This is a genomic window from Bacillus salacetis, from assembly GCF_003581585.1.
Lineage (GTDB): Bacteria > Bacillota > Bacilli > Bacillales > Bacillaceae_B > Rossellomorea > Rossellomorea salacetis.
In genome coordinates, this window is sequence record NZ_QXIR01000005.1 from 146,292 (window position 1) to 167,812 (window position 21,521).

At 44.0% G+C, this 21,521-nt stretch carries 19 protein-coding genes; all 19 read left to right on the forward strand.

The features are described 5' to 3' along the window. Positions 1-171: 171 nt before the first annotated feature. Positions 172-1,056, forward strand: a complete 885-nt coding sequence (tsf, locus tag D3H55_RS05875) for a translation elongation factor Ts (protein ID WP_119545983.1) — start codon at positions 172-174, stop codon at positions 1,054-1,056. A gap of 106 nt (positions 1,057-1,162) precedes the next feature. Continuing rightward, complete coding sequence (gene pyrH / locus D3H55_RS05880) at positions 1,163-1,888, forward strand: UMP kinase (RefSeq protein ID WP_240628494.1); 726 nt, start codon at positions 1,163-1,165, stop codon at positions 1,886-1,888. Further along, entirely contained in the window at positions 1,888-2,445 is a 558-nt protein-coding gene (gene frr, locus D3H55_RS05885; protein ID WP_119545984.1) for a ribosome recycling factor, read from the forward strand. Before pyrH ends, frr begins: the two co-directional genes overlap by 1 nt. Before the next feature lie 329 nt (positions 2,446-2,774). After that, positions 2,775-3,569, forward strand: a complete 795-nt coding sequence (uppS, locus tag D3H55_RS05890; RefSeq protein ID WP_119545985.1) for an undecaprenyl pyrophosphate synthase — start codon at positions 2,775-2,777, stop codon at positions 3,567-3,569. After that, the gene (locus D3H55_RS05895; protein ID WP_119545986.1) at positions 3,566-4,360 is read left to right on the forward strand and encodes a phosphatidate cytidylyltransferase; all 795 of its coding nucleotides are present in this window, start codon (positions 3,566-3,568) and stop codon (positions 4,358-4,360) included. Before uppS ends, D3H55_RS05895 begins: the two co-directional genes overlap by 4 nt. 57 nt (positions 4,361-4,417) lie before the next feature. After that, the gene (locus tag D3H55_RS05900) at positions 4,418-5,569 is read left to right on the forward strand and encodes a 1-deoxy-D-xylulose-5-phosphate reductoisomerase (protein WP_119545987.1); all 1,152 of its coding nucleotides are present in this window, start codon (positions 4,418-4,420) and stop codon (positions 5,567-5,569) included. 147 nt (positions 5,570-5,716) lie between these two features. After that, positions 5,717-6,973 (forward strand): RIP metalloprotease RseP, encoded by a 1,257-nt coding sequence (gene rseP, locus D3H55_RS05905; protein WP_119545988.1) that lies wholly within the window; start codon positions 5,717-5,719, stop codon positions 6,971-6,973. A 128-nt stretch (positions 6,974-7,101) separates the two neighbouring features. Then, positions 7,102-8,808, forward strand: a complete 1,707-nt coding sequence (locus D3H55_RS05910; RefSeq protein ID WP_119545989.1) for a proline--tRNA ligase — start codon at positions 7,102-7,104, stop codon at positions 8,806-8,808. A 321-nt stretch (positions 8,809-9,129) separates the two neighbouring features. Continuing rightward, positions 9,130-9,363: a hypothetical protein gene (locus tag D3H55_RS24050; RefSeq protein WP_119545990.1), complete on the forward strand. Its 234-nt coding sequence runs from the start codon at positions 9,130-9,132 to the stop codon at positions 9,361-9,363. A gap of 80 nt (positions 9,364-9,443) precedes the next feature. Beyond that, complete coding sequence (locus tag D3H55_RS05920; RefSeq protein WP_119545991.1) at positions 9,444-13,766, forward strand: PolC-type DNA polymerase III; 4,323 nt, start codon at positions 9,444-9,446, stop codon at positions 13,764-13,766. A gap of 409 nt (positions 13,767-14,175) precedes the next feature. Beyond that, a complete protein-coding gene (rimP, locus tag D3H55_RS05925; RefSeq protein ID WP_119545992.1) occupies positions 14,176-14,646 on the forward strand; it encodes a ribosome maturation factor RimP in 471 nt (156 codons plus the stop codon). A gap of 38 nt (positions 14,647-14,684) precedes the next feature. Continuing rightward, on the forward strand, positions 14,685-15,809 hold the full coding sequence (gene nusA / locus D3H55_RS05930) for a transcription termination factor NusA (protein WP_119545993.1): 1,125 nt from the start codon (positions 14,685-14,687) through the stop codon (positions 15,807-15,809). A gap of 11 nt (positions 15,810-15,820) precedes the next feature. Next, entirely contained in the window at positions 15,821-16,090 is a 270-nt protein-coding gene (rnpM, locus tag D3H55_RS05935) for an RNase P modulator RnpM (RefSeq protein ID WP_119545994.1), read from the forward strand. Between the two features lie 11 nt (positions 16,091-16,101). Further along, the gene (locus D3H55_RS05940; protein WP_119545995.1) at positions 16,102-16,422 is read left to right on the forward strand and encodes a YlxQ family RNA-binding protein; all 321 of its coding nucleotides are present in this window, start codon (positions 16,102-16,104) and stop codon (positions 16,420-16,422) included. A gap of 4 nt (positions 16,423-16,426) precedes the next feature. After that, positions 16,427-18,571 (forward strand): translation initiation factor IF-2, encoded by a 2,145-nt coding sequence (gene infB, locus D3H55_RS05945; protein WP_119545996.1) that lies wholly within the window; start codon positions 16,427-16,429, stop codon positions 18,569-18,571. Further along, a complete protein-coding gene (locus tag D3H55_RS05950) occupies positions 18,571-18,849 on the forward strand; it encodes a DUF503 domain-containing protein (protein ID WP_119545997.1) in 279 nt (92 codons plus the stop codon). The genes infB and D3H55_RS05950 overlap by 1 nt, the downstream gene beginning before the upstream one ends. 48 nt (positions 18,850-18,897) lie before the next feature. Further along, positions 18,898-19,257 (forward strand): 30S ribosome-binding factor RbfA, encoded by a 360-nt coding sequence (gene rbfA / locus D3H55_RS05955; RefSeq protein ID WP_119545998.1) that lies wholly within the window; start codon positions 18,898-18,900, stop codon positions 19,255-19,257. 361 nt (positions 19,258-19,618) lie between these two features. Further along, the gene (truB, locus tag D3H55_RS05965; protein WP_119546000.1) at positions 19,619-20,524 is read left to right on the forward strand and encodes a tRNA pseudouridine(55) synthase TruB; all 906 of its coding nucleotides are present in this window, start codon (positions 19,619-19,621) and stop codon (positions 20,522-20,524) included. A 19-nt stretch (positions 20,525-20,543) separates the two neighbouring features. Then, positions 20,544-21,494, forward strand: a complete 951-nt coding sequence (gene ribF, locus D3H55_RS05970; RefSeq protein ID WP_119546001.1) for a bifunctional riboflavin kinase/FAD synthetase — start codon at positions 20,544-20,546, stop codon at positions 21,492-21,494. Positions 21,495-21,521 lie beyond the last annotated feature (27 nt).

Below are 21,521 nucleotides of genomic sequence, written 5' to 3' on the forward strand. Positions count from 1 at the left end.
ATATGGAAGACAGATAATCTGCACCTTACTTTAGCAGAAACTGCTGTGGATCATACTTGGTACGGTTGATCTGAAAAGGTGATGAGTGGATAACCCTTATCACCTTTTTTTAAAAACCAGAGTACAAGCATACCTATGCTTACATAATATAACTAAAGGAGGACTATCATTATGGCAATTACTGCGCAAATGGTAAAAGAACTTCGTGAAAAAACTGGCGCTGGAATGATGGATTGTAAAAAAGCTTTACAAGAAACTGATGGCGACATGGACAAAGCAATTGATTTTCTTCGTGAGAAAGGTATCGCAAAGGCAGCCAAAAAGGCTGACCGTATTGCAGCAGAAGGTTCAACTTTCATTCAAAGCGAAGGAAACACTGCAGTTATTCTTGAAGTGAACGCTGAAACGGATTTCGTTGCAAAGAACGAAAACTTCCAAAATGTTGTTAAAGATCTTTCTCATCACCTGCTGACAAACAAGCCGGCTGATGTTGAAGAAGCTCTTGACCAAAAAATGGACAACGGAAGCACGGTAGGCGAGTACATCAACTCCGCTATCGCTAAAATTGGTGAAAAGATCACTCTTCGCCGCTTCGCAATCCGCACTAAAACAGATGCTGACGCTTTTGGCGAGTACCTGCACATGGGCGGAAGAATCGGTGTATTGACTGTTGTGGAAGGTACTACCGATGCTGATGCTGCAAAAGATGTTGCAATGCATGCAGCTGCTTTGAACCCTAAGTATGTTTCCCGCGACCAGGTTTCTGAAGAGGAAGTTGAGCGTGAGCGTGAAGTTCTTACTCAGCAAGCTCTTAATGAAGGGAAACCTGAAAATATCGTAGCTAAAATGGTTGAAGGACGCCTTGGCAAGTTCTTTGAAGATGTGTGTATCCTTGATCAGCCTTTCGTTAAGAATCCTGATCAAAAAGTACGCCAATTCCTTGAATCTAAAGGTGCTGTACTAAAAGACTTCGTACGCTATGAAGTTGGGGAAGGCCTTGAAAAACGCCAGGAAAACTTTGCTGATGAAGTAATGAGCCAAGTAAATAAGAAGTAACCCACAGGGTCTGCTTTATACAAAAAAGGGAACACACTGTGTGTTCCCTCTTTTTCAAAGCCTTGAACACCAGAGTCAAAAAAATCAACTACATATGGAGGTTCAAATGGGCATTCCAAAGTACAAAAGAGTAGTATTAAAATTAAGTGGTGAAGCATTAGCCGGTGAACAAGGGTTCGGCCTTAGCCCGGCAATCATCAAAAGTGTGGCGGAAGATGTAAAGGAGATTGCTGAACTGGATGTTGAAGTTGCCGTCGTAGTAGGCGGAGGAAACATCTGGCGAGGCAAGGTCGGCAGTGAAATGGGAATGGACCGTGCCTCTGCGGATTATATGGGAATGCTTGCAACAGTCATGAATTCCTTGGCGCTTCAGGACAGCCTGGAACAACTTGGTGTAGAAACAAGGGTCCAGACCTCCATTGATATGCGCCAGGTTGCCGAACCTTATATCCGACGCAGGGCGATTCGCCATCTGGAGAAAAAACGAGTTGTCATATTTGCTGCCGGAACAGGAAATCCTTACTTCTCAACTGATACGACTGCTGCCTTAAGAGCTGCGGAAATTGAAGCGGAAGTCATCCTTATGGCTAAAAACAATGTGGATGGGGTTTATACTGCTGATCCTAAAATGGATGAAAATGCTGTGAAATACGATGAATTGTCTTACCTTGAAGTGATTAAAGAAGGTCTGGCAGTCATGGATTCCACTGCTTCGTCCTTATGCATGGACAATGATATTCCACTGATTGTCTTCTCGATTGCAGAAGATGGTAACATTAAACGAGCTGTTATGGGTGAATCAATCGGAACAATAGTTAGGGGGAAAGTATAATGCCAAGTCAAACCATGTCCAATACAAAAGAACGAATGACAAAAGCAATCCAAACTTTCACGAGAGAGCTGGCTTCTATCCGTGCGGGAAGAGCTAATGCATCTCTTCTTGACAAGATCAATGTAGACTATTACGGAGCTCCTACCCCGGTTAACCAATTAGCCGGCATTTCCGTTCCTGAAGCAAGGATGCTGGTCATCCAGCCTTACGATAAATCTGCTTTGGGAGATATCGAAAAAGCAATCATGAAATCCGATTTGGGAATCACTCCTACCAGCGATGGAAACATCCTGCGCATAGTGATTCCACAGCTTACTGAAGAGCGTCGTAAAGATCTTGTGAAACTTGTAAAGAAAGAGTCTGAAGACGCGAAGGTTGCCATCCGCAATATCCGCCGCGATGCCAATGATGACCTGAAGAAATTGGAGAAGAATGGCGAAATCACAGAGGATGACCTTCGTGGTTACTCTGACGACGTTCAGAAGATGACGGATGAACATATCAGCCAGATCGATTCCATTGCCAAAGATAAAGAAAAGGAAATCCTGGAAGTCTGATTCCGTTTATTCAGTTAAAAACCCTCTGCCCAGGGGGTTTTTTTCATCTTATGGAATCCAGCATACTTATATGTGCAGCTTACAGTGGATGAAAGCAGGATTAATAGTCCAATGAATATTTTGAATTAAATACATAACTCCAATGGAACAGAGTATTTCCTGTTTTTTAAAGATAAATATACATATTTTTGATATGATAGTAGGGAAAAAAGTATTTCGAATCAATTTCATAGTTGTTTGAACTGGCGAAACAGGCCATGCTAAGGGATAGGTCTGTCTAAAACATCATAGAAATGAAATTGATACTAATGTTTTGTGGAGGATCAATTATGTTAAATAAAATGAAATTATGGAAAAGTCAAAAGGATAAGACAGAGTTTGACGAAAAATTTCATGAAGTCTTAAAGCATCGAATCCCTAATCATATCGCAATAATCATGGATGGCAATGGCAGGTGGGCAAAGAAGAGGGCTCTCCCAAGGATTGCTGGCCATCATGAAGGCATGAAAGTAGTGCGTAAAATCACAAGAATGGCAAATTCACTTGGAGTCAAGACGCTGACTTTATATGCTTTCTCTACAGAAAATTGGAAAAGACCCAAATTGGAAGTGGATTATCTGATGAAGCTTCCCGAGGAGTTTCTCGGTACCTTCCTGCCTGAACTCATTGAAGAGAACGTTAAAGTTACAATGATGGGCTACGAGGACAAACTGCCAGCACATACAGCAAATGCAATTAAAAAAGCAATGAAGGAAACAGAGCATAATGATGGACTGATTTTGAACTTTGCTTTGAATTACGGAAGCCGTTTTGAAATCATCGAAGCTGTCAAAGATGTCTTAAATGATGTCAGCAATGGTATAATAGATAAAAATCAATTAAATGAAGAAACATTTTCAAATTATTTAATGACCAAGGACCTTTCAGACCCCGACTTGTTGATACGGACAAGCGGTGAAATCCGCTTGAGTAATTTCATGTTATGGCAGCTCGCCTACACAGAATTCTGGTTTACGCCGGTGCTTTGGCCTGATTTTCAGGAGGAACATCTGCTCGAAGCCATAGAGACTTATCAGGGAAGATCCAGAAGGTTCGGCGGTATACAAAGCGAGGAATTAGAATGAAACAAAGAATACTTACCGGTGTTGTAGCAGCGGCGGTGTTTTTGCCAATCGTCCTGTTTGGGGGCACTCCCTTCCTTATATTGACATACTTGATAGCCACAATCGGCTTGTATGAAGCGCTGAAAATGAGGAACCTGAAATTAGTATCAATACCAGGATTCATTTCTATTGCACTTTTATGGATTTTTTTACTTCCTGATCAATATATTGATGTTATAGAGGATATCGGTTATAGCAAAATTGAACTTGCCCTGTTAGCGGTCCTGTTGTTCTTGACCTATACTGTGGCAGCAAAGAATCGGTTTTCGTTCGATGATGTTGCGTTTTCCATCCTTGCGACTTTATATGTTGGAATAGGGTTTTACTATTTTATCGAAACAAGGAATGCGGAAGCCGGAGTCCAGTTTGTCTTTTATTCGCTGTTCTTGATTTGGGCAACGGATTCAGGGGCTTATTTTATTGGACGGGCCTATGGAAAGAGAAAGCTGTGGCCTGATATCAGCCCTAACAAAACCATCGAAGGCTCTATAGGCGGAGTGGTATGTGCAATGATCGTTGCCATCATCTTCACCTTTGTTGCAGATGTTGATATTTCAATACCCAAGTTATTGATCGTATCTGCGGTTTTATCTGTTTTCGGACAAATAGGCGATTTAGTGGAATCAGCCTTAAAACGGCATTATGATGTTAAGGATTCAGGTCAACTGCTGCCGGGCCATGGTGGTATTCTTGATCGATTCGATAGTTTGTTATTCGTACTTCCCCTTCTTCATTTCTTAAATGTGCTTTAGAACAATGATGCAGGGATTCAACACAGACCAGAATGGCAATTTGCAGGGGTGATGATAATGAAGAAAATCAGTTTAATGGGTGCAACAGGATCCATCGGATTACAGACCCTGGATGTTATCAAGGAAAATAAGGAACAGTTTAAACTTACAGCGATTTCGGCGGGCAGGAACATTGCCGAAACAAAAAAGATTATTACGGAATTCCAGCCTCAATTGGTTTCCGTTCAATTGAAGGAAGATGCCCTTTCTTTGAGAAATGAGGTGCCATCAGGAACAAAAATTGTATGGGGTGAAGAAGGGCTGCTTGAAGTTGCCTGCCATCAGGATGCAGATATATTAGTCAATGCCGTTCTCGGGAGTGTCGGACTGTATCCGACACTCCAGGCAATAGAGGCGGGGAAAACCATTGCGATTGCAAACAAGGAAACCCTTGTTACTGCAGGCCATATAGTCATGGAAGCCGCCAAGAAACATGGTGTGGATCTCTTGCCTGTTGATAGCGAGCATTCAGCCATTTTCCAATGTCTCCAGGGAGAAAACCAGAAGGATATAGAATCCCTTATCATCACGGCTTCCGGGGGCAGTTTCAGGGACCGGGCCAGATCAGAACTGGAAGGCGTCACAGTGAAAGATGCTCTTAACCACCCGAATTGGTCCATGGGAGCCAAGATTACAATCGATTCAGCCACCATGATGAATAAAGGGCTGGAAGTCATTGAGGCTCATTGGTTATTCAACATTCCGTTTGAGGGTATCAAAGTCTTATTGCATAGAGAAAGTATTATCCATTCCATGGTTGAATTCCATGACAGTTCAGTAATGGCACAACTTGGCACACCTGATATGAGGGTGCCGATCCAATATGCGCTTACTTATCCTGAACGGCTCGAAAGGCCAAAGGCTGGAAGATTGAATTTGGCCGAGATTGGAAAGCTTCACTTTGAGGATATGGATTTTGAACGGTTTCGATGTTTAAAATATGCATTTGAAGCAGGGGAGGCAGGAGGTTCACTGCCGGCTGTGCTGAATGCTGCAAATGAAGCAGCTGTATCAAGGTTTCTGAATGGGGAAATTTCTTTCTTGCAGATCGAGGCTTTGATAGAAAAAGCCCTCGAAAAGCATGAGTTGATTAAGCAGCCTGATCTGGATACAATCAAACTCATTGACTCAGAAACGAGGAATTTCATTAAGAAAGTCAGCTTCAATTAAGCATTTTATACTTGGAGCAGTGAGCCCTGAATAAAGCAAAGACAGACTCATTGTTCCGGTCTGTTTCAAAAAGGCATTACTGAGAAATGGCATTATTTTGTTTCACAATGATTTCATCTATATATCATTACAAAGGTGGTTTTTTATTTGCAGACAGTGATAGCCTTTATTGTGATTTTTGGCGCACTTGTTTTCTTCCATGAGTTAGGGCATTTAATCTTTGCAAAGAGGGCGGGAATCATGTGCCGGGAATTTGCAATCGGTTTCGGTCCGAAAGTATTTTCTTATAAAAAATCGGAAACGACCTATACAATCCGCCTGCTCCCGCTTGGAGGGTTTGTACGTATGGCGGGCGAAGATCCGGAGATGGTGGATATTAAGCCTGGCTACCGGGTAGGATTGGTCCTGAATGAAGATGAAACCATTCAAAAGATCATTCTGAATAACAAGGACAAATATCCAAACCTGCGGGTATTGGAAGTAGAAGAAAGCGATCTAGAACATAACCTTTTCATAAAGGGCTTTGAAGACGGGGAGGAAGAGACAAAGACTTTCCCGATCAGCAGAGATGCTGTAATCATCGAGGATGGAGTCGAAACCCAGGTTGCTCCATGGGACCGCCAATTCGCTTCAAAAACACTTGGCCAAAGAGCAATGGCTATTTTTGCAGGACCGCTTTTCAACTTTATCCTTGCATTTGTCATCTTTTTATTGGTCGGGTTACTGCAAGGTGTTCCGGTAAATGAACCTCTGCTTGGAAAGCTCACCGAAGACGGTGCGGCGCGGGAAGCCGGTTTGCAGCAGGGAGATGAAGTGGTGAGCATAGATGGCAACGAAATTTCCACTTGGGAAGACATCGTTGCCATCATTCAAAAGCATCCTGGCGACCAGCTGTTGTTTACAGTAGACAGAAACGGTAACACGGAAGAAGTGTCCGTCACTCCGAAGCCGCAGGTGATCGAGGATCAGGAAATCGGCATCATCGGGGTTCACAGCCCGGTTGAAAAATCCCCTTTGAAAGTGATCAGCAATGGTTTCGAACAAACGTATGAATGGACTAAGTTGATATTCGTCATGCTTGGCAAACTGGTCACAGGACAGTTCTCAATTGATGCTTTATCAGGCCCTGTCGGCATTTATCAATCAACTGATATTGTTGCCCAATCGGGTATTTATTACCTGATGAGGTGGGGCGCCATTCTCAGCATCAACTTGGGAATAATGAACCTGCTTCCGATACCTGCCCTGGACGGGGGGAGGTTGATGTTTTTTGCAGTGGAAGCTGTAAGGGGAAAACCGGTCGACCGCCAGAAAGAAGGTATGGTCCATTTCATCGGGTTCGCTCTTCTCATGGTATTGATGCTGGTAGTTACCTGGAATGATATACAGAGGTTCTTCCTGTAGGAATTGTTAAAGAGCAAGAAGAGAGAATGAACCTGTTCGTTCTCTTTTCTTTTTAAAATTTTGTGCATGGTTACACCAATTCTTTAACGAACAGTGCACCAACCAAATAATAAATGAGGTGGTAGGATATGAAACAAAGTATGACGCTGATCCCGACTTTAAGGGAAGTCCCTGCAGATGCGGACGTGAAGAGTCACCAGCAGTTATTGAGGGCAGGTTTTATCAGACAAAATGCCAGCGGAATTTACAGTTTTCTTCCGCTTGGACGAAAAGTCCTTCAGAAAGTCGAAGAGATAATACGTGAAGAAATGGTGAATGCAGGCGGAGCCGAATTATTAATGCCTGCATTGCAGCAAGCAGAATTATGGCAGGAATCAGGAAGATGGAATACATATGGACCGGAATTGATGAGATTGGAAGATAGACATAACCGGAACTTTGCTTTGGGGGCGACTCACGAAGAGGTTATCACGTCCCTTGTGCGCGATGAAATCAAATCTTATAAAAAGCTGCCATTGACATTGTTCCAGATTCAGACCAAATTCCGTGATGAGAAACGGCCGCGCTTTGGGCTCTTGAGGGGCAGGGAGTTCATTATGAAGGATGCATACTCCTTCCACTCTTCTTACGAAAGCCTGGATGAAACGTATGAAAAGATTTTTCAAGCATACCAGAATGTTTTCCGCCGTTGCGGGTTGAATTTCAGGGCTGTCATTGCTGATTCGGGAGCAATGGGAGGAAAGGATACTCATGAATTCATGGTCCTTTCTGATATTGGGGAAGACACGATTGCCTACTCTGATACCTCCCAGTATGCGGCAAACATTGAGATGGCGCCAGTTGTTACAAAGTATAAAGAGTCAACGGAAGCAAAGAAAGACTTAGAGAAGGTTGAAACTCCAGGGAAGAAGACCATTGAAGAGGTCAGCAGCCATTTACAGACTGGAAAAGATAAGTGTATCAAGTCGCTCTTGTTCAAAGCGGATGAAGAATTTGTGCTTGTCATTGTACGCGGTGACCACGAAGTAAATGATATCAAGGTCAAAAATCTCCTTGATGCTTCAGTTGTTGAATTGGCGACTGCTGAAGAAACAAAGGAAATATTGGATGCTCCATTTGGCTCGATTGGACCAGTAAATAGTAAAGCTGGTGTGAAGATCATAGCGGATGAAGCAATAAAATATCTTATTAATGCAGTGTGTGGCGCTAATCAAGAAGGGTTACATTATACGAATGTAAATATCGAGAGAGACTTCAAAGTGGATCAATTTGCCGATTTAAGATTCATTCAGGAAGGCGACCCGTCCCCTGATGGTGAAGGGACAATTCAATTTGCCAAGGGAATCGAGGTAGGGCACGTCTTTAAATTAGGAACAAGATACAGTGATGCTATGGGTGCGCAGTACCTCGATGAAAATGGCAGGGCTCAATCGATGATTATGGGCTGCTATGGAATTGGTGTTTCCCGTACTCTTGCAGCGGTAGCTGAACAGTATAGTGACGAAAGCGGGCTGCAATGGCCGGCAAGCCTGACGCCTTTTGATCTGCACATCATTCCTGTCAACATCAAGAATGATGAGCAAAGAGAGCTGGCGGATCAGCTTTATAAAGAGCTGAAGGATCAGCGTTTCGACGTCCTGCTTGATGACCGCCAGGAGCGTCCGGGAGTTAAATTCACTGATTCCGATCTTATCGGACTGCCTTTCAGGGTGACAGTAGGCAAGAAAGCTTCAGAAGGTATCGTGGAAGTGAAAGTTAGAAAAACAGGCGACGTCATCGAAGTCCATAAAGATGAACTCGCAGCAAGACTGCAGGAATTATTTCGCAATCAATAAATAAGGATTTTATGATAAGATAGTAAGTAATTCGTAGAATTCCTGAAGACAACAGGGTCTGATCATGTGGTCAGCCCCTGTTGTTCTATATAAAGCGGAACGGCCCCGTTCAGCGCCGTACAGATTGGAGGGCTTTCGCATGAGATATAGGAATCACGAAGAGCGAAAGCGATTCGATGATGACTTATCATTAAAAAGTGGAAAGGTCCGGTCAACTGCGTACAGACTGGACTGGCTCCGCATGAGATAAAGGAAACACAACAAAACGAAGTGAGTTGATGTTGACCAATCGTAAGGAGGAGTCTGGAAGTCTGCTAGCAGTTGGGCCTTGGAACTGGATTCGGAAGGAGAAAAACCGAAATCTGCCAGGCGTTGGGGATGTTGAGCTGGATTGAGTTTAATGCGAAAGCCGCAGTTAAGGGGCTTACGGATTGGGGTTCCGGCATGAAACGGAGTAAACCCGGTAAGCGCAGTGAGCTGATGTTGACTTATTGCAGGGAAAAAGACCAAAACCCGCCAGGAGCCGGCCGCTGGGGATCCAGACGGTTCAAATAGTGAAAGTGAAATTGTGACCTTTACAACGGGCAGCAATATTCTTAAATAGAGAAAGAAAAAAAGATTGGGGGAGAATTGATTTGCGAGACAATCCCGCCGGTAAAAAAGAAAGATTCCAAGTCCTGCTTATGCAGCTGGGGTTGACCGAAGATGCCGTAGTGAAGCATTTTCAATCAGCACAGATTGATAAGCTTCTGGTAGATCGCCAGGAAAAGAAATGGCATTTTCATTTTACACTTGAAAAACTGGTGCCATGCCAAGTGTGGAATGCATTTTCTGTGAGGCTTCATCAAGCGTTCCAACATATAGCCAAAGTTCAGTTTTCTATTAAACTGCTGGATGATTCTCACACACAGGAGGAACTACTTGAATATTGGAGTGAATGCATCAAAGAAATAGATGGTATTTCCCCCCCTCTTCTAGCGCTGTTGAACCAGCAGGTGCCGACAATCAAAGGCAATAGAATTGTGGTTCAAACTTCCAATGAAACGGAAGCTACCGCCCTTAAGAGAAAGTATTCGGGTTTTATTTCCTCTGTCTTTCAGAACTATGGATTTCCTGCTTATACAATTGACGCTGAAGTAAAGCAGTCAGAAAGCGGGAATGATGATTATCAGAAATTCCTGGAAGCAAAAAGGCTGGAGGATGAGGAGAGGGCGAAACAGGCGGTCATCGAGATGCAGAAACAGGCGAGTGAAAACAATCAGGATGCAGCTCCTTCAGGTCCAGTCAGTATCGGCCTGACCATTAAGGATGATGCAGAATTCAGGAAGATCGAACAAATATATGATGAAGAAAGAAGAATAGCCTTGGAAGGTTACGTCTTTGCTGCCGAAACCAAGGAACTCCGCAGCGGGCGGACTTTACTGACCTTTAAAATCACCGATTATACAAGTTCGATCATGGTCAAAATGTTTTCTCGTGATAAAGAAGATGCAGCCGTGATGGGAAGATTGAAAAAAGGAATGTGGGTACGATGCAGGGGAAGCATTCAGAATGACACCTTTGTAAGGGACCTGGTCATGATTGCCAATGATGTCAATGAAATCACGCCTGTACTGCGGAAGGACACTGCTCCAGAAGATGAGAAAAGGGTGGAACTTCACCTCCATACACCGATGAGCCAGATGGATGCCGTGTCTTCAGTAGCCGATTTGGTTGGACAAGCTAGTAAATGGGGACATAAAGCAGTGGCCATAACAGATCATGCCGTAGTCCAGTCGTTCCCAGAGGCATTTAATGCCAGTAAAAAACATGGCATTAAAATTTTGTATGGACTTGAAGCAAACCTTGTGGATGACGGTGTGCCGATTGCCTATAACGACGCCCATCGAAATCTCGAAGAAGATACTTATGTAGTATTTGATGTGGAGACCACAGGCCTGTCAGCAATGTATAACACGATCATTGAATTGGCCGCGGTAAAGATTCATGAGGGGGAAATCATCGACAGATTCGAATCGTTCGCCAACCCCCATCATCCCTTATCAGCCACTACCATCGACCTGACAGGTATCACAGATGACATGGTGCAGGATGCCCCGGAGGTGGAAGAAGCACTGAGATCGTTCAGGGAATGGGCAGGGGATTCCGTTCTAGTTGCTCATAATGCTTCTTTTGATATGGGATTCCTTAATGTCGGCTATGGAAAGGCAGGTTTTGAAAAAGCAGTAAATCCTGTCATAGATACACTCGAACTTGCAAGGCTGCTATACCCTGAGATGAAGAATCACCGCTTGAACACTCTTGCCAAGAAGTTTGATGTAGAACTTACTCAGCATCACAGGGCCATCTATGATGCAGAAGCAACCGGCTACCTGCTGCTTAAAATGCTGAAGGATGCCAACGAAAAGGGAATTCTTTATCATGACCAATTCAATGATTACATGGGGAAAGGCGATGCTTATAAACGCTCCCGCCCTTCTCATGTAACGCTGCTTGCCCAAACCGAGGAAGGTCTTAAGAACTTGTTCAAGCTTGTCACTGTTTCGCATCTTAATTACTTCTTCCGTGTGCCTCGTATCCCAAGGTCATTGCTTCAAAAATACCGCGGCGGTATCCTGGTCGGTTCTGGCTGTGATAAAGGCGAGGTATTTGAAGGAATGATGCAGAAGGCCCCCGCGGAAGTTGAGGAATTGGCACGCTTCTATGATTATCTGGAGGTACATCCAAAAGAGGTATATCAGCATTTGATTGAATTGGATTTGATCCAGACAGAACAGAATCTTGAAGAAATCATCAGCAATATAGTGAAAATGGGTGAGAAATTGGACCTTCCTGTTGTAGCAACGGGTAACGTCCACTATATAAACCCAACAGATAAAATCCATCGGGAAATCCTTGTAGGATCTCAAGGCGGTGCTAACCCGCTCAATCGTCATAAACTGCCGGATGTTCATTTCAGGACAACAAATGAGATGCTCGATTGCTTCTCTTTCCTCGGGAAAGAAAAAGCTAAAGAAATTGTGGTAACGAACTCAAACAAGATTGCCGATTTAATAGAAGAGATCAAGCCCATAAAAGATGACCTCTATACACCTAAAATCGAAGGTGCCGACGAAGAAATGCGCCGAATGAGTTACGCAATGGCGAAAAGCATCTATGGTGATGAACTTCCTGAAATCGTTGAGGCAAGGCTTGAAAAAGAATTAAAGAGCATCATCGGCCATGGATTTGCGGTCATCTACCTGATCTCAGCAAAGCTTGTTAAGAAATCTCTGAGCGACGGGTATCTGGTGGGGTCACGTGGATCAGTTGGTTCATCTTTAGTGGCGACAATGACGGAAATAACGGAAGTAAATCCGCTCCCTCCTCATTATGTCTGTCCTGAGTGTAAACATTCCGAGTTCTTTGATGACGGGTCGGTCGGTTCAGGTTTCGACCTTCCCAACAAAAACTGTCCTGAATGTGGCACAGTTTTCAAGAAAGATGGACATGATATTCCGTTTGAAACCTTCCTTGGGTTCAAAGGGGACAAAGTTCCGGATATTGATTTGAACTTCTCTGGAGAATATCAGCCTCAAGCCCATGATTATACAAAGGTATTGTTTGGAGAGGACAACGTATACCGTGCAGGTACAATTGGTACTGTTGCTGATAAAACGGCATTTGGATATGTAAAGGGCTATGCCTCCGATAATAACCTTCAAATCAGGGGAGCCGAAGTAGACAGGCTGGCCCAGGGCTGTACAGGGGTAAAGAGAACGACCGGGCAGCATCCCGGGGGGATCATTGTTGTTCCGGATTATATGGATATATTTGATTTTTCGCCTATCCAATTTCCGGCGGATGATAAGAACTCAGAGTGGAAAACGACTCACTTTGACTTTCATTCCATACATGATAACCTTTTGAAACTGGATATCCTTGGCCACGATGATCCAACAGTTATCCGTATGCTTCAAGACCTATCTGGAATCGACCCTAAAACGATTCCTACAGATGACCCTGAAGTAATGAAAATCTTCAGCGGAACAGAATCGCTTGGTGTGACGGAAGAGCAGATCATGTGCAAGACAGGCACCCTTGGAATCCCTGAGTTTGGAACCCGGTTTGTAAGGCAGATGCTCGAGGATACAAAGCCGACCACATTTTCTGAACTAGTACAGATTTCCGGGCTTTCACATGGCACGGATGTATGGCTTGGGAATGCCCAGGAACTGATCCATAACAATATCTGTAACTTGAGTGAAGTGATCGGTTGCCGTGACGATATTATGGTTTACTTGATTTACCAGGGGCTAGAGCCTTCTTTAGCCTTTAAAATCATGGAGTTCGTCCGAAAAGGAAAAGGACTGCAGCCTGAGTGGGAAGAAGAAATGGCCAAGAATGGAGTTCCAGGATGGTATGTAGATTCGTGCAAGAAAATCAAATACATGTTCCCGAAAGCCCATGCCGCCGCTTACGTATTGATGGCTGTAAGAATTGCGTATTTCAAAGTCCATCATGCATTGCTTTACTATTCTGCCTACTTTACTGTACGAGCTGAAGATTTTGATATCGAAGCGATGGTAAGGGGAAGCCAGGCAATCAGGGCTAAGATAGAAGACATCAATCACAAGGGGCTCGATGCTTCCCCAAAAGAGAAAAATACATTGACAGTACTTGAACTCGCATTGGAGATGTGCGAAAGAGGCTACAAACTCCAAAAAGTAGACTTATATCGTTCATCTGCTACCGAATTCATCATCGATGGCGACTCCCTCATTCCTCCTTTCAATGCTATTCCGGGACTGGGAACAAATGCTGCCATCAATATCGTGAATGCAAGGAAAGAAGGAGAGTTCCTCTCCAAAGAAGATCTACAGCAGAGAGGCAGGGTGTCAAAAACCATCATCGAGTATTTGACGAATCACGGGTGCCTTGATGCGCTCCCTGACCAAAACCAGCTGTCCTTATTCTGATCAGGAGGCAGGCTGTCAAGGGTTATATTTGCAAAAAAATGTTGGTTATGGTATATTTTTATTGGAAATACTAATGATAACTCTGAAGGAAAGAGTGGGGCGCCCCCACTCTTTCGTTTGTTGATTAGGGATTTTTGCTTGACTGGATTCTATTTGTTCATCTTTAACAGAAACGAATCTTGCTCTGCCTTTCATCCCTCAAGCCGAAAGTCATCTTGCAGCAGGAATGATAAAATATCTTTCAAGTTATTTCAGGCTTGTACCAGACTAACGGGAGTTCATGCGATAGACAGGGATTACGGCTGGTTCTGTAATGCTGCCTGTCTATATTACTAGGCGGTCCGATATTTTATTAGCTGGGAATGATTATTCCTGGTCCAAGATTTCTTTTATAATCCAGGAGGTATGTATGAGTAAAATCACTGAACTCGTAGATGAACTCGTGACACCGATTTTAGATGACATGTCACTTGAATTGGTAGATGTTGAATATGTTAAGGAAGGCTCCAACTGGTTCCTGCGTGTATTTGTCGACAAAGAAACAGGAGTCGATATTGAGGAATGCGGGATTGTCAGCGAACGGCTGAGTGAAAAGCTGGATGAACTCGATCCGATCACCCATAATTATTTTCTTGAAGTTTCTTCACCGGGTGCAGAACGCCCGCTTAAAAAGGAACGGGACTTCGAGAAAGCGGTCGGCAAGACGGTCCATGTGAAAACATATGAACCTATCAATGGCGAAAAAACGATTGAAGGGAAGCTTCTGTCTTATGATGGAAACTCTTTATCAATAGAAATGACAATTAAGACTAGGAGAAAACAGGTAGACATTCCGATGGAAAAAGTAGCTAAGGCCCGCCTGGCTGTCACTTTTTCATAAGACGGAAGGGCCTTTACTAGAAGGGGGATGACATAACAATGAGTTCTCAATTACTTGAAGCTCTAAATGTACTTGAAAAAGAAAAAGGCATCTCTAGAGATGTAATTATTGAAGCGATTGAGGCAGCGCTCGTTTCTGCGTATAAGCGAAACTTTAACCAGGCGCAGAACGTAAGGGTTGACCTGAACCTGGAAACAGGGTCCATGCGGGTATTCGCCAGAAAAGAGATCGTGGATGAAGTCTTTGATTCCCGCTTGGAAATTTCCCTGGATGACGCAAAAGAAATCAATCCGGGATATGACACGGGCGATGTTGTGGAACTTGAAGTCACTCCAAAAGACTTTGGCAGAATCGCTGCACAGACAGCAAAGCAGGTTGTCACCCAGCGTGTCAGGGAAGCAGAACGCGGAATCATTTATTCTGAATTTGCGGACAGAGAAGAAGACATCATGACCGGCATTGTCCAAAGACAGGACGGCCGCTTCATATATGTTGCCCTGGGCAAAATTGAGGCACTCCTTCCGGTGAACGAGCAAATGCCGAATGAATCCTATAAACCGCATGACAGGATTAAAGTATTTATTACGAAGGTCGAAAAGACCACCAAGGGTCCTCAGATTTTCGTATCAAGAACCCATCCCGGGCTTCTAAAAAGATTGTTCGAGATTGAAGTGCCGGAAATCTTCGATGGCACAGTTGAAATTAAGTCGGTAGCCAGGGAAGCAGGCGACCGCTCAAAGATTTCGGTAGCTGCCGCCAATGAAGAGATCGATCCTGTTGGTGCTTGTGTAGGGACAAGAGGTGCCCGCGTCCAGGCAATCGTGAACGAACTAAAAGGTGAGAAAATCGACATCGTCCACTGGTCGGAAGATCCTGTAACGTTTGTTGCTAATGCTTTAAGTCCTTCCAAAGTGCTTGATGTTCAGGTCGATGAAGGAGCAAAAGCAACCACAGTTGTCGTACCGGATTATCAATTGTCGCTCGCCATTGGAAAAAGAGGGCAGAATGCACGCCTTGCAGCAAAGCTGACAGGCTGGAAGATCGATATCAAAAGTGAAACAGATGCACGTGAACTGGGCATCTATCCAAGGGCAGATGAACCTCTTCTTCCGGTGAATGATGAAGATGACTATGAAGATAATCCTTCAGAAGATCTGGAATAAGGTGATAAGCTATGAGTGCGAAGAAGAAAATCCCTTTAAGAAAATGCTTGGCCACCGGGGAAATGAAGCCCAAAAAAGAAATGATAAGAATTGTGCGGTCCAAGGAAGGCGAAGTATCCGTCGACCAGACTGGTAAAAAATCAGGGAGAGGGGCATACCTTTCTAAAACGGAAGATGCCATCCTGACAGCAAAAAAGAAAAATGCAATAGCCAATCAACTCCAGGCGAAAGTGGATGAGTCAATTTATGATGAACTCTTTTCGTTAGTGGAAAAGGAGTAGTTCTCGATTATATGAATCAGCAAAATCGATGGATGTCTCTGCTAGGATTGGCAAATCGGGCACGCAAGGTGATTTCAGGCGAAGAGCTTGTCATTAAGGAAATCCGCAGCAATAAGGCAAAGGTCGTCATTATGGCACGTGATGCATCTGAAAACACCAGAAAGAAAATCACTGATAAATGCAGTTACTACAATGTTCCTGTTTATCAAGTGGCAGACAGAGGTGTTCTCGGACAAGCAATCGGCAAAGAAGCCCGGGTGACTATTGCAGTATTGGATGCCGGTTTTGCAGCGAAGATTTCCGAGCTGCTCGATGAATCTCAATGGGGGTGAACATATGAGCAAAGTACGTGTATACGAATACGCGAAGAAACATAACGTTTCAAGTAAAGACGTTATTTCAAAATTAAAAGAAATGAATATTGAGGTATCAAATCATATGGCAACACTAGAAGACGACACCGTTAAGAAGCTGGATAAATCTTATGGCGGCAATGCCGGCAATTCTGCGGACAAAGCGCCAAAGAATGAAAAGGCGGACACTTCAGCACCGAAAAACCGCGACGGTAAGAAGCCTGCACAGCAAAACCAGCAGAACCAGCAGAAAAAAGGGTTTAATAATAATAAAAAAGGTAAAAGCAACAATAGGCCCAACAACAATAACAAATCAAACAAGAACAACAGAAATCAACAGTCCAATAATCAGCCACAGAAGAAGAAGGAAAAAGAGCTTCCTGAAAAGATCACTTTCTCTGAGTCTTTGACCGTCGCTGAATTGGGCAGGAAGCTTCACCGTGAACCTTCAGAAATCATCAAGAAGCTGTTCATGCTTGGTGTTATGGCGACTATTAACCAGGAGCTTGAAAAAGAAGCGATTGAACTTGTTGCCGCTGAGTATGGAGTGGAAGTTGAGGAAGAAATCCTTGTCGATAAATCCGATTTGGAAGTATATTTCACGGAAGATGAAGAAGCAGATCAAGTTGAACGTCCTTCTGTTGTGACGATAATGGGTCACGTTGACCATGGTAAAACAACCCTGCTTGATTCCATCAGGAACACAAAAGTGACTGAAGGTGAAGCTGGCGGTATTACACAGCACATCGGTGCCTATCAGATTGTCGAAAACGATAAGAAAATCACATTCCTTGATACACCGGGACATGCTGCGTTTACAACGATGCGTGCACGAGGAGCGCAGGTGACGGATATTGCGATTATCGTAGTTGCCGCTGATGATGGTGTCATGCCTCAGACCGTTGAAGCAATCAACCATGCTAAAGCAGCAGAGGTGCCGATCATCATTGCTGTTAACAAAATGGATAAAGAAGCAGCAAATCCTGACCGTGTCATGCAGGAACTTACCGAGTATCAGCTTGTTCCGGAAGCGTGGGGCGGAGATACGATCTTCGTACCGCTGTCTGCACTCAAAGGTGAAGGAATCGATGACCTTCTTGAAATGATTCTGCTTGTAAGTGAAGTGGAAGAGCTGAAGGCTAATCCAAACCGTCTGGCACAAGGTACTGTCATCGAGGCAGAGCTGGATAAAGGGCGCGGTTCAGTTGCAACCCTCCTTGTTCAGAATGGTACATTGAAAGTCGGTGATCCGATTGTAGTCGGAACTACTTTCGGGCGAGTCCGTGCCATGGTCAATGATCTGGGACGCAGAGTCAAGGAGGCAGGCCCTTCAACCCCTGTCGAAATTACAGGGTTAAATGATGTTCCTCAAGCAGGCGACAGATTCGTTGTATTTGAGGATGAAAAGACTGCCCGCTCTGTTGGAGAAACTCGAGCACAGCAGGCTCTTCAGGCACAGCGTGGAGAAAAATCCCGCGTCAGCCTTGAAAATTTATTCGAACAGATGAAACAAGGCGAAATGAAAGACTTGAATATCGTTATGAAAGCAGATGTTCAGGGGTCTGTGGAAGCATTGGCTGCTTCACTTCAAAAGATTGAAGTGGAAGGTGTAAATGTGAAAATCATCCACACAGGTGTCGGGGCATTGAATGAGTCAGACATCACACTTGCCGCTGCTTCAAATGCTATCGTCATCGGTTTCAATGTCAGACCTGATGTCAATGCTAAACGTGCTGCTGAAGCAGAAGGTGTGGAAATCCGCCTTCACCGCATAATTTATAATGTCATCGAAGAAATCGAATCTGCCATGAAAGGCATGCTTGATCCAGAGTTTGAAGAGAAGATCATCGGCCAGGCAGAGGTGCGCCAAACATTTAAAGTGTCTAAAGTCGGGACAATTGCGGGAAGCTATGTAACAGACGGGAAAATCACACGTGACAGCGGTGTTCGTGTGATTCGTGATGGAGTTGTCATCTATGAAGGTGAACTCGATGTTTTGAAACGCTTTAAAGATGATGTGAAAGAAGTTGCTACCAACTATGAGTGTGGTATCACAATCAAGAATTTCAACGATATCAAAGAAGGAGATATCATTGAAGCGTTCGTGATGGAGGAAATCAAAAGATAATGATTGCTTATGTGGAATGTGAGTTTATCATTCATGATTCTCATTCTCTTAAGGACAAAAGAGCTGTGCTTCAGCGGGTATTGACCCGGCTGAAGCAGAAATACAATGTGGCGGTATCAGAAATTGACCATCAAGATGTATGGCAGCGGACAAGGATAGCCCTTGTCACTGTCTCATCTTCAAGTCAATCCGCCAAATCTGTCATTGACAGTGCTTTGAAGCTTACTGACTCTTTCCCTGAATGGGAAAGAGGCGAAACAGTTCACGAACTTCTTTAGTTCAACAAGCTTCAGAGGTATCCACAAGGAAGTTAAGAGGTGATATTGATGAGCCATCGTTCTAACCGTGTTGGCGAGCAGATGAAAAAGGAGCTCAGCGATATTATCGGACGAAAAATCAAAGACCCTAGAGTCGGCTTTGTGACAGTGACTGATGTAGAAGTATCAGGCGATCTGCAGCAAGCCAAAGTATATATCACTGTTCTGGGTGATGAAGAGCAGAGAGAAGATACATTGAAGGGACTTGCAAAAGCTAAAGGATTTATTCGTTCGGAAATCGGACAGAGGGTTCGTTTGCGCAAAACACCTGAACTCATTTTTGAATTTGATGAATCGATTGATTATGGTAACCGGATCGAGTCATTGCTGAAAAAGATTCAAGATGACCCTGAAGAAAAGCAAGACTGATCTTTCCAGCTGGAATTCAGAAGCTTTCTTCATACATGAACAAAGGCTGACCAAGAGATTGGGTCAGCCTTTTTCATTGAGAGTAAATATTGAAACCAGTAGCTCTTCCACATTGATTGGAGCGGAAGGTGTGAGACCTCCTGAGGGATTAGCGGGACAGGTGAGACCCCGCCGGCGCAGCGGAGGAGGCTCACCTGTCCGCCCCGCGGAGTCGCGCACCTGGAGCGGAAATCATTGCTTCATCTGTATTTTCATCATCTTAAATTAAAATTAACTATTATTAAGCGGTGCATTTTGGTGAAACATTTTAAAAACAAGTCTTTCAAGAACCTAATTATAGAAAGAAAGGCAGGGACTAAACATGAATGGCATTCTGCCACTATGGAAGCCAAGAGGGATGACATCCCATGATTGTGTATTCAAGGTCAGGAAACTGCTGAGGACCAAAAAGGTGGGACATACAGGTACACTTGATCCAGAAGTGACCGGTGTCCTTCCCCTCTGTATCGGCAGGGCAACCAAAGTTGCTGAATATATCACGAATGGCGGAAAAGCCTATGAGGGGGAAGTAACGATCGGCAGGTCAACCACCACTGAAGATGCCTGGGGAGAGACAGTCGAAGAGACGGGGGTTGCGGAATCGTATACCCGGAAGCAGATCTCGGACATGCTGGCCACTTTTAAAGGGGAAATCACTCAGACCCCCCCGATGTTCTCAGCAGTAAAGGTGAACGGCAAACGCTTATATGAGTATGCCAGAGAAGGGAAAACGATAGAACGTCCCAGCAGGAAGGTGATAATACATGATATCGAACTTCTTGATGACCGGGAAATCTTTGAAGGAGAAACTATCAGCTTCAAATTTCGTGTTTCATGCAGCAAAGGGACTTACATTAGAACACTCGCAGTCGAAATGGGAGAAAAAATGGGTTATCCTGCGCACATGTCAGAGCTGAAAAGGATCCGCTCTGCGGCATTTGAAGAAAAGGACTGTATCACCTTCGAAGAACTGGAAGGACTCATTGAAACGGAGCAAGTCGCCGAGACATTATACCCTATAGAAACGGGTATCTCTCATTTGCCCAAATGGGATATAAGTGATACATTAGCTATGAAGGTAAAGAACGGTGCAGTGCTCGATATGCCGAAGGAGTGGCCGGGGGATCAGGTAGCTATGAACCATGAAGGAAAGACACTGGCGATTTATCAGGCCCATCCAGAGAAACAAGGCATCATTAAGCCTGTGAAAGTACTGTTTAATGATTAGCGGAAATAGGTGAGATAACATGAAGGTTATTACGGTGCATCATCCCCACACATTCAGCCCTGAGGATTTCCCTCCTCTTTCCATGGCACTGGGTTATTTTGACGGAGTGCATAAAGGCCACCAAAGAGTGATTGGAACAGCTGTATCAGAAGCGGAGAAACGCAGCTTGAAGAGCGCTGTCATGACATTTGACCCCCATCCATCCGTGGTATTGGGACAAAAGCATAAACACGTCCGGTATATAACACCGCTTCAGGACAAAATTGAACTGATTGAAAATCTTAAAGTGGATTACTTATTCATTGTCCGATTCACTTCAGATTTTGCAAATTTGCTTCCTCAGGAATATGTGGACCAATATATCATCAATTTGAATGTCAAACATGTATCAGCAGGCTTTGATTTTACATATGGAAAGCTTGGAAAAGGCAATATGGAAACACTTCCGTTCCATTCCAGAAATGAGTTTAACCATACTACGGTGAAAAAGCTCGCGGAGAGTGAAGAAAAGATCAGTTCGAGTGCAATAAGGCAGTCCCTTAGTGAAGGGGCAGCTTCAAAAGCTGAAAGGCTCCTGGGCCGCTTTTATACCACATCAGGGACTGTAATACACGGTGACAAGAGGGGCAGGAAAATCGGCTTCCCGACAGCCAATATTGAACTGTCTGATGATTACATCATTCCGAAAATCGGTGTCTATGCTGTGAGGATATATGTCCAGAACAAATGGCATAACGGCGTGGCTAATCTTGGCTACAAACCGACTTTCAATAATCCTGATGATAAGGCACTGTCCATTGAGGTTCATATTTTTAATTATGATTCTTCCATTTACGGTGAAGAAGTGAAGGTTGAATGGCATAAATATATCAGGTCTGAGCAGAAGTTCAATGGGATCGAGCAATTAATAGCCCAGATTGAAAAAGATAAACATCAGGCTATTGAATACTTTCAAAAAATATTTGTTTAGACTTGATTTAATTTTAAAAAAGTAGTA